Below are 8,733 nucleotides of genomic sequence, written 5' to 3'. Positions count from 1 at the left end.
AGCTCCCATATGCCGCGCACCGGCCATCCTTCCGCAAGGGCTGCATCTATGTCCGATCGAGCCGCGAGGAATTGTGCGAGGTTCCGGTTTTTGCCCCCCGGCTCCCGTGAGGCCGCCCGTTCGCGCAATCGCTCCGTGAAGGATTTTCCGCTGTCTGTCATTTCCACCTACGATATTTTTCGGCGCACAATCGGCTATAAAGCGTTCATAAACCGGCTACGATCCGATGAAACTCCCGCTATATCCTATTTTTCTGCCAGATTGGGCCGGGTGGCGCTAGATATTTTCGGGGGTGAACGATATATGATCGTTCCAGCAACAGTTTCTATTTGGCGTCTAAACGTCGAAGACGGGGCAGGATAGGTAATGGAGGCATCCACGCAAGCGCGGACACCCCCATTACTCCCCTTATTCGCACCGGGGGCGCTCAACGGGAATCCTGCTCTGCGAGGCCCGCCGCTACCGCGTCGAAAGGGAGAGAGTTGAACGACAAGCCCAAGGCCAAACGCGAGCGGCACCACGTCAAGATATGGTGCAGCGCGGGGAGAAAGCGGAGATCGAAGCCGCCGCGCAGGCAACCGGCTTGAGCGCATCCACCTATCTCCGCGTCCTTGGATTAGGGCATGAGCCGCGCCCTCTGATCGACATAGAACAGGGGCGCGAGTTGGTGCGCGTGAATGGCGACCTTGGCCGCCTTGGCGGCCTGTTGAAGCTATGGCTTACCGACGACGCCAAGTTGGAGGAGATGGCCCCGGAGCGGATGCCGGTTATCATCCGGGGCGTGCTGGCCAAAATCGAGGCCAATCAGGAGGAGTTATCCGGCATCATTCGGAAGGTCTTGCGCTCCCGGCAAGATTTTAGCGGCTAAAAAAGGGGCCGCGCCGATGATCGCAAAACACGTCCCCATGAAGGCGACTTCCAAGAGCGATTTTGGCGGGTTGGTGCGATACATCACCAGCGCGCAGGGACGTGACGAGCGCGTGGGTCTGGTGACTGTCACCAACTGCAACGGCCATACGCCAGAAGATGCTGCGCAGGACGTTATGCTTGTCCAATCGCCAACCAGCGGGCGGCGTCGGATAAGACCTACCACTTGATTTATTTCCTTCCGGCCCGGCGAGAATCCCAGCGCCGAGGTTATGCGTGACATAGAGGAGGCGGTATGCGCCGCGTTGGGCTTTGCCGAGCATCAACGGGTTAGCGCCGTCCACCACGACACCGACAACACGCATATTCATCTAGCGATCAACAAGATTCACCCTGTCCGGCACACGATCCACGCGCCGTTGCGGGATTATCAAACCCTTGCCGCTGTTTGTGAGCGGCTAGAGGTCAAGCACGGGTTAGAGCCGGATAATCATGCGGCCCGGCAGCGCGCGGGAGAAGCACGCGCGCGCGACACATGGAGCAGATCGCGGGCACGGAAAGCCTGATAGGTTGGGCGCAGCGGAATTGCGCCGAGCCATTGAAGGCCGCCGCGAGTTTGGGCCGAGTTGCACCAGATCGCGGCCAATTTCGGCTTGTCGGTGCAGGCGCGCGGCAACGGCCTGATATTTGCGGCGATGGACGGAACGACCGTAAAGGCCAGCTCCATCGCGCGCGAGCTGTCAAAAGGGGCGCTAGAGAAACGCTTGGGAGCCTTCCAGAGCGCACAGGGAGGGAGGGGGCGCCGAAGGCCCGTCAGACCTATGAAAAGCGCCCCGTGCCCTCCCGTATCGACACCAGCGCCCTATTCTCCGCCTACCGCGAGCAGCAGGGCACACGCGCCACGCGCCGAAAGGTCGAGCTGGCCGAGGCCGCAGCCAAGCGCCGCGCGGCCATTGAACAGGTGAAGCGCATCGGGAGGACGAAGCGGGCGGCGATAAAGCTGCTAGGTGGCGGCCCGGTTGTTAAGCGCCTCAATTACGCATTGGCGGCCCGCCGTCCACCAAGGCCGCCATTGCCAAGATTGTCGCCGCCCACGGGCGGGAACGGGGCGCATTGCGTCGCGCAATTCCCGGCGCGGGTGGAATGACTGGCTACAGGAGCAGGCAAGGCAGGCGACCAGACCGCCCTTGAGGCCCTGCGCGCGCGGGAGGGGCGGCGCACAGCCCCCAATGACGCGCTGCATATAGCCGCATGCCGACCGCAGCGCATCCCGCAGCGATCAGGCAAGACCACATCACTAAGCGCGGGACGATCATCTACCGCACCGCCAAATGCAGCGGTGCGCATGATGGCCAGCGCCTGCATGTATCGCGCGGGGCGCAGATCGAGGGCGTTGTTGCCGCCTTGCGGCTTGCGCACGAACGCTATGGCGACAGGCTGGCGATTAGCGGCAGCGATCAATTCAAGGCCCTTGTGGTGGAAGCCGCCGCCCGTTCGGCCATGCCCATCACTTTCGCGGACCCCGATCTAGAGGCCCGCCGTCAAAATATCAGGCAAGAGGAGCGTGCGCGTGACAGACAAATCATTGGACGAGGAGATAGAGGCGGCGCTGGCGTTGTTGGGCGAAACGCCGTCAATGGCGCTGGACGAGACGCCAGCGCCACAGCACCAGGTCGAAACGGGACATTCCGACCCGGTGCCGTCAGCGCCGGAGGAACCAACGCCGGAACCGGACTTGCAGCCGGAGGAGCCAGCACCGCCGCCGTTGGAGTTGGTCACGCACAGCCCGCCAGAAATGGACATTCTAGCGCCGGAGGAGCCGAGGCCCCCAGCGAGCGCGCCGTTAAGCCCAACATTGGCCGCGTTGGACGAGAGCCGCCGCCCGAAAGCCGAGGTAGTTTGCGCGACCTGTCCCAACTCGGTCTGGTTCAGCACGCCGAGCGAGGTCGCTTGCTATTGCCGCGTGATGTTCATTCAGACGTGGACGACCAAAAAGCCCGGCCAGATCGTGTTGTGCGACGGGACGACGATCGGCCGCGAATGAGCGACGATCAGGCCATAGCAGCGGATAAATACATTGCGGAACGTAATGCGAAGCGTCACATTGGAATGGATATACCGGCGCATCGGCTGTTCACTGGCGATCATGGGCCGCTGATTTACGCCGGGACGCGACAAATCGAAGGGCAGAAATTGATACTCCTAAGAGATGGCGCTGACATGCTTGTGCTGCCCGTAGACGCGCGTAGCGCCGCCCGCGCGGGCAAGCTGGCGATTGGCGAGCCGATCGAGATTGCCAGCAATGGCACCGTCAAAAGCAAGGGGCGCAGCCGGTAACGGCCGCGAGAAGGGCAAAGCATGGCAAAGAAGCGCAATACAGCCATCGGGCCGCAAGTGCGGGAGCGCGGAAGCAAGGGCGATAATCGTCCGTTGCTGGCGGCCCTTGTGTCCGGTTCCGCCCTTGGAGGCTTATGGAGCGCAACGCAGATGTTCGCGCACCAGATGGCCTATCAGGCAACCTTGGGGCCGAGTGCGGGCCATATCTATGCCCCGTGGCGTTTCCTGCAATGGTTCAGCAAATGGAGCGAGGTTCCGGCGCTGAAACCCGCCTTCGGGCAAGCCGTGGGCGTGGGCACCGTGGTTTTCGGCGTGGGCGTCCTGATAACCGCCGCTGTCAAACTGGCGAAATCGAACGCCGGGAAGGGCAATGCCTATCTGCATGGATCGGCCCGCTGGGCCGACATGGAGGACATTCGCGCGGCCAGCCTCGTTGAAAATGATGGGGTCTATATTGGCGCTTATCAGGAGAAGAACGGGAAGACGGTCTATCTACGCCATTCCGGCCCGGAGCATTGCCTTACCTATGCCCCGACCCGATCGGGGAAGGGCGTGGGCCTTGTCATCCCGACGCTGCTTTCGTGGCCGCATAGCGCCGTCATCACCGATTTGAAGGGCGAGCTATGGGCGTTGACCGCCGGTTGGAGGAAGCAACACGCCAACCAGATCGTCATGCGATTTGAACCGGCCAGCTCGCGCGGCTCCGCCCACTGGAACCCGCTGGACGAAATCAGGGTAGGGACTGACAACGAAGTCGCAGACGTTCAGAATCTCGCTACGCTGATAGTGGACCCGGACGGGAAGGGGGTCGAAAGCCACTGGCAAAAGACCTCGCGGGCGCTTCTGGTAGGCGTGATCCTGCATGTCATCTACAAAGCCAAGCATGGCGGCAACGCGGCGACCTTGGCCGAAGTGGATGCCGTGTTGGCCGATCCGGTTCGGCCCGCGCAGGAAGTTTGGGAGGAAATGCTTACGTTCGGCCATTTGCCGGGCGGCAAAAATCATCCCGTTGTCGGCAAAGCCGCGCGCGCCCAGCTCAATCGTCCCGATGATGAGGGCGGATCGGTTCTATCGACCGCGCAGAGCTATCTAGAATTATATCAAGACCCGGTTGTGGCCGCGAATACCGCCACTTCCGATTTTCTCATTCGTGACCTGATGAACAGCGAGAGGCCGGTTAGCCTCTACATCATCACCCAGCCCACGGATAAGGACCGACTGCGCCCGCTTGTCCGCGTCATGCTCAACATGATGGTGCGTATCCTCGCGCCCAAGCAGGAGTTCGAGGAGGGCCGGGTGGTTCAGAGCTACAAGCACCGCGCGCTATTTATGATTGATGAGTTTCCCAGCCTTGGGAAACTTGGAATCATTCAGGAGTCCTTGGCGTTCGCCGCAGGCTACGGCCTGAAATTCTATCTCATTTGTCAGGACACCAACCAGCTTAGGAGCCGGGAAACCGGCTATGGGCCGGATGAGCTGATAACCTCCAATGCTCATATCCAGAACGCCTATCCGCCCAACCGCGTTGAGACGGCCGAGCATCTTTCCAAACTCACCGGCCAGACCACCGTTCTTAAAGAGCAAATCACCAAAAGCACGGGACGCGGGGGCGGGGGGTTCTTTGGTGGCACCGTGTCCAAGACCGTGCAGGAAACCCAGCGCCCGCTTTTGACGCCGGATGAGTGTATGAGGATGCCGGGGCCGAAGAAGACCCCGGACGGAGATATTTCGGAAGCGGGCGACATGCTGATTTATGTCGCAGGCTATCCCATGATCTACGGCCGTCAGCCCCTCTATTTCCAAGACCCGACCTTTAGTGCCCGCGCCAAGATTCCCGCGCCGGATCGGAGCGACACGATCAGGGGCAATCAAGCGCCGAAGCCGCCCGAAGGGGGCCGGAGGATCAAACTATGAAGCGGCCGAGCTTCGCCAAGGTCAGCCGCTATGCGGTTTGTGGCGTGGCGGGGGCCATGATCGCCATGCTTGGCGCGAAGGCGGCGGGCCTTCGCTTCAACGCTACGCCGAGCATCCCGCTAGGCGTCTATCGGGCGACGGGCGGGACCGCGCAAAAGGGCGATCTTGTGGCGTTCTGTCCGCCCGCAGCGCCGCCCTTTTTGGAGGCGTTGCGTAGGCGCTACATCGAACCCGGCGACTGCCCCAGCGGAAGCTATGAAATGATGAAGCGGATTTTAGCCGCTAAAGGCGACCGCGTTCAGATTGGCGGGCAGGGCGTGCGGATCAACGGCCGCCTTGTCCCCGACAGCGCCCCGCAACTTGCCGATGGGGCAGGGCGGGCCTTGCCCCGGCTCAATGCCGATTGGACGCTAGGCGACGGGGAAATCCTTGTCCTTGGCGATGGCGCGGCCTCTTTCGACGGCCGCTATTTCGGGCCGATCAGCGCGCGGCAAGTGACCGCCCCTATCAAACCCGTAGTGACGTGGTGACGGCATGAGCGGGGAGATCATTGTCATTGCTGAAAAGCCCGAACTCGCGCGGGCCATTGCCGAGGGCCTTGGGGGAGGGGCGCGACAAGACGGCTTCATAGATTGCGGCCGTCATTATGTGACATGGGCGATCGGCCACATGCTTGAGCTGGTGGACCCGCAAGACCCGTGGAACATGGCCGCGCTGCCGATCAGCTTCATCCCGTGGGAAAAGCGGCCCGTCGCCAAGACGAGCGCCCAGCTCCGCACGATCGGCAAACTTCTCAAATCGGCGCGGAGCGTCATTCACGCGGGCGACCCCGACGATGAGGGCCAGCTTATTGTTGACGAGATTCTGCAATGGGCCGGGAGCCGGTTGCCGGTCCAACGCCTGCTAATCAATGACAACAATCTAAAGGTTGTGCAGCGGGCCTTGGCGTCCATGCGGGATAACCGTGAATTTGCCGGGTTGTCCGCATCGGCCGAGGCGCGCAGCGTGGGCGACTTGCTCTATGGCGTGAACATGACCCGCGCCTATACCCTCGCGGCGCAGGCGCGGGGGTTTCAGGGCGTTCTTAGCGTCGGCCGCGTGCAGACCCCTATCTTGGGCCTTGTCGTCCGCCGTGACCGCGATTTTGAGGCGCACACCAAGAGCTATTATTACACGGTTTCGGGCCAGTTCAGTTTCGCCGGGCTGACCTTTCCCGCGCGCTACCAGATCGGGGAGGGCGACCCGGTTGATGAGCAGCGCCGCTTGATCGACCGCAATTTTGCGACGGCGGTAGCCGGGGCGGTGCAGGGGCAACCGGCTCGCATCGCCAGCGCCAAGACCACGGCGAAAGAGGCAGCGCCGCCGCTGCCCTACAACCTCTTGAAGCTGCAAACCGATGCCGCACGGAAATTCGGCTATAAGCCCAATCAGGTGAAGGACATTACGCAGGCGTTGCGGGAGAAGCATCGCCTTATCACCTACAACCGCAGCGACAGCGAATATTTGAGTGATGAGCAGCACGCGGACGCCCCCGGCGTGCTGGCGGCCGTCGCCGCGACGGTCCCGATGCTGGCGGCGATCGCGCAGCGCGCGGACCCGGCGATAAAAAGCCGGGCCTTCAACTCGCAGAAGGTTTCCGCGCATCACGCCATCATTCCGACCGAAGCCACGGCCGATTTTGCCGCGCTGACAGAGCCGGAGCAGCGAATCTATATGCTGATCGCGCGCGCCTATGTCGCGCAGTTCTGGCCCGCGAACCAATATGACCAGACCGAAATCGAGATAGAGGTTGCGGGTCACGCCTTTGCCGCGCGGGGCAAGGTTGTGACCAAGCCGGGTTGGACGGTTCTCTATAAGAACGATGTAGGCAATGAGGACATTGCCGAGGACGAGGACACCCTTGCGGCCGATTTGCGTTCGATCGCGTCGGGCATGGCCGGGCAATGCCTTTCCGCCAGCGCCGACCAGCAGGAAACCAAGCCCAAGCCGCTCTATACGATGGCCACGCTTTTGACCGACCTAACGCGGGTGGCCAAATATGTTCGGGACGAGCGGCTTAGGAAACTCCTGATCGAGAAGGACAAGGGGAAGGCGGGCGAGCATGGCGGAATTGGAACCCCGGCGACCCGCGACAGCATCATAGCCACGCTTTTCGATCGCGGCTTTTTGATCGAGAAGGGCAAGAATATCGTCAGCTCCCCGCAGGCGCGCGGCTTCTATGACGCCTTGCCGGATCAGGCGAAATTTCCCGACATGACCGCCATTTGGCACGAACAGCAGCGCGCGATTGCCGAGGGCAAGAGCGATGCCATGACATTCGTTCGCGGACTGGCCGATTATGTCGGCCGCGAGGTCGCGCGGGTGAAAGAGCAGGGCCTTGCCATAGCGATCGACGCGCCGCCTTGCCCGTCATGTTCCAAGCCGCTGCGCCGGATCAAAGGGAGCAAGGGCTATTTTTGGTCCTGCACCGGCTATGCCGACGGCTGTAAATTCACCGCCAATGACAAGGCGGGCAAGCCGGAGCTGGTGAAGGCTCCCGCGCCCGTGCCGTCGCAGCAGCACAAATGCCAAGCGTGCGGCGCTGGCCTAGTGCGGCGTCCTTCCGCGAAAAAGAAGGGGGCCTTCTGGTGGAGTTGCAGCGCCTATCCCGGCTGCAAACAGACCTATTTCGACAACAAGGGACAGCCCGATTTCAGCAAAGGAGAACGAGCATGACGGATCAACCCAATGCGCAGGACGTGCCCACCCTTGACGAGCTGGTGACGCGCAAACTTGCCGACGCCGAGACTCCCGGCGCGGTTGTGGAGTTCGACCCGGAGGAGGCGGAGCGGGCGGGGGCCTTTGTTGAGGATGCCATGAGCGAGGCCGACGCGCGCGAGGCCGAGGAAGGGCTTGATGGTGACGCGGAGCCGATCGCCACGGGACGCGGCGAATTGATCGCGGCAGCGCGCAACGCCGACTAATCGGGAGGAGGCGAGGATATGGCCGAGGGCAAGATACCTTTTCACCAGCGCGTTGCCGACAAGCTGATAGAGCAGTTGAAGCAGGGCACCGCCCCTTGGCAAAAGCCTTGGGAGGCGACGGGCAGCAGCGGGTTGCCGTTCAACCCCACCACGGGGAAACGCTATCGCGGCGTCAATGTCCTCAATCTCATGTCCGAGGGCCGGGCTGATAATCGCTGGCTGACATACAAGCAGGCCGCAGCCCAAGGCGCACAGGTGCGGAAGGGCGAGAAAGGCTCCCTTGTCCAATACTGGCAGTTCGAGGAGGAGCGGGTAGTTCGGGACGAGAGCGGTAAGCCCGTTCTGGATGCCGAGGGTCGCCAGAGGAAAGAGAAGGTCGAGCTTGAGCGGCCCCGTGCGTTTTATGCCGTGGTGTTCAACGCCGAGCAGATCGACGGGCTTGCCCCGATCGTCACCACTACGCACGAATGGAATCCGGTGGAGCGGGCCGAGGCCATCTTGCGGGCGTCGGGCGCGAAAATCACCGAGGAAGCGGGCGACCGCGCCTATTATCGGCCTTCGACCGACAGCATCACCTTGCCGTTGCGGAGCCAGTTTCCGAGCGCGGATCGGTTCTACGCCACGGCGCTGCACGAGCTGGGGCATAATGCCG

At 62.1% G+C, this 8,733-nt stretch carries 10 protein-coding genes and 2 pseudogenes; 11 read left to right on the top strand and 1 reads right to left on the bottom strand.

Features of this window, described 5'->3' with window-relative positions; translation table 11 throughout:
* The first annotated feature begins 529 nt into the window (after nt 1–529).
* Nucleotides 530–868 carry a plasmid mobilization protein gene (locus BSL82_RS18855; protein WP_226998762.1) on the top strand — a complete coding sequence of 113 codons (339 nt, stop codon included), beginning with the start codon at nt 530–532 and terminating at the stop codon, nt 866–868.
* Here the strand turns inward: BSL82_RS18855 and BSL82_RS21275 are convergent.
* Nucleotides 858–1,238, bottom strand: a complete 381-nt coding sequence (locus BSL82_RS21275; RefSeq protein WP_226998767.1) for a hypothetical protein — start codon at nt 1,236–1,238, stop codon at nt 858–860. The two genes, BSL82_RS18855 and BSL82_RS21275, sit on opposite strands and share 11 nt — an antisense overlap.
* Between BSL82_RS21275 and BSL82_RS21270 the strand changes: the two genes are divergently transcribed.
* From BSL82_RS21270 to BSL82_RS18825, 10 genes and pseudogenes are all read left to right on the top strand, one after another.
* A complete protein-coding gene (locus BSL82_RS21270; protein ID WP_226998761.1) occupies nt 1,140–1,433 on the top strand; it encodes a relaxase/mobilization nuclease domain-containing protein in 294 nt (97 codons plus the stop codon). The genes BSL82_RS21275 and BSL82_RS21270 overlap by 99 nt on opposite strands.
* Before the next feature lie 93 nt (nt 1,434–1,526).
* Nucleotides 1,527–1,832, top strand: a complete 306-nt coding sequence (locus tag BSL82_RS21940; protein ID WP_503660811.1) for a hypothetical protein — start codon at nt 1,527–1,529, stop codon at nt 1,830–1,832.
* Nucleotides 1,833–2,118: 286 nt separating this feature from the next.
* Nucleotides 2,119–2,358, top strand: a pseudogene (locus BSL82_RS21255) (LPD7 domain-containing protein); the annotation flags it as partial.
* 79 nt (nt 2,359–2,437) lie between these two features.
* Nucleotides 2,438–2,911 carry a conjugal transfer protein TraH gene (locus tag BSL82_RS21250; protein WP_226998759.1) on the top strand — a complete coding sequence of 158 codons (474 nt, stop codon included), beginning with the start codon at nt 2,438–2,440 and terminating at the stop codon, nt 2,909–2,911.
* Nucleotides 2,908–3,204, top strand: coding sequence for a hypothetical protein (locus tag BSL82_RS21245; protein WP_226998765.1), 297 nt, complete (start codon nt 2,908–2,910; stop codon nt 3,202–3,204). Before BSL82_RS21250 ends, BSL82_RS21245 begins: the two co-directional genes overlap by 4 nt.
* A 21-nt stretch (nt 3,205–3,225) precedes the next feature.
* A complete protein-coding gene (locus tag BSL82_RS18845) occupies nt 3,226–5,118 on the top strand; it encodes a type IV secretory system conjugative DNA transfer family protein (protein WP_072599014.1) in 1,893 nt (630 codons plus the stop codon).
* Complete coding sequence (gene traF, locus BSL82_RS18840; RefSeq protein WP_006954186.1) at nt 5,115–5,648, top strand: conjugative transfer signal peptidase TraF; 534 nt, start codon at nt 5,115–5,117, stop codon at nt 5,646–5,648. Before BSL82_RS18845 ends, traF begins: the two co-directional genes overlap by 4 nt.
* Nucleotides 5,649–5,652: 4 nt before the next feature.
* On the top strand, nt 5,653–7,833 hold the full coding sequence (locus BSL82_RS18835; RefSeq protein WP_019053936.1) for a DNA topoisomerase 3: 2,181 nt from the start codon (nt 5,653–5,655) through the stop codon (nt 7,831–7,833).
* Nucleotides 7,830–8,081 carry a hypothetical protein gene (locus BSL82_RS18830; protein WP_006954184.1) on the top strand — a complete coding sequence of 84 codons (252 nt, stop codon included), beginning with the start codon at nt 7,830–7,832 and terminating at the stop codon, nt 8,079–8,081. The genes BSL82_RS18835 and BSL82_RS18830 overlap by 4 nt, the downstream gene beginning before the upstream one ends.
* 18 nt (nt 8,082–8,099) lie before the next feature.
* Nucleotides 8,100–8,726: pseudogene (locus BSL82_RS18825) on the top strand (ArdC family protein); the annotation flags it as partial.
* Nucleotides 8,727–8,733 lie beyond the last annotated feature (7 nt).

Source organism: Tardibacter chloracetimidivorans (assembly GCF_001890385.1).
Taxonomy (GTDB): domain Bacteria; phylum Pseudomonadota; class Alphaproteobacteria; order Sphingomonadales; family Sphingomonadaceae; genus Tardibacter; species Tardibacter chloracetimidivorans.
This window is presented reverse-complemented; position numbering and strand designations above follow the sequence as displayed.

Coding starts and splice junctions, on each gene's coding strand:
- BSL82_RS18835 (WP_019053936.1), top strand. CDS start 5,653: ATGAGCGGGGAGATCATTGTCATTGCTGAAAAGCCCGAACTCGCGCGG.
- BSL82_RS21270 (WP_226998761.1), top strand. CDS start 1,140: ATGCGTGACATAGAGGAGGCGGTATGCGCCGCGTTGGGCTTTGCCGAG.
- BSL82_RS18830 (WP_006954184.1), top strand. CDS start 7,830: ATGACGGATCAACCCAATGCGCAGGACGTGCCCACCCTTGACGAGCTG.
- BSL82_RS21245 (WP_226998765.1), top strand. CDS start 2,908: ATGAGCGACGATCAGGCCATAGCAGCGGATAAATACATTGCGGAACGT.
- traF (WP_006954186.1), top strand. CDS start 5,115: ATGAAGCGGCCGAGCTTCGCCAAGGTCAGCCGCTATGCGGTTTGTGGC.
- BSL82_RS18855 (WP_226998762.1), top strand. CDS start 530: ATGGTGCAGCGCGGGGAGAAAGCGGAGATCGAAGCCGCCGCGCAGGCA.
- BSL82_RS18845 (WP_072599014.1), top strand. CDS start 3,226: ATGGCAAAGAAGCGCAATACAGCCATCGGGCCGCAAGTGCGGGAGCGC.
- BSL82_RS21275 (WP_226998767.1), bottom strand. CDS start 1,238: ATGAATATGCGTGTTGTCGGTGTCGTGGTGGACGGCGCTAACCCGTTG.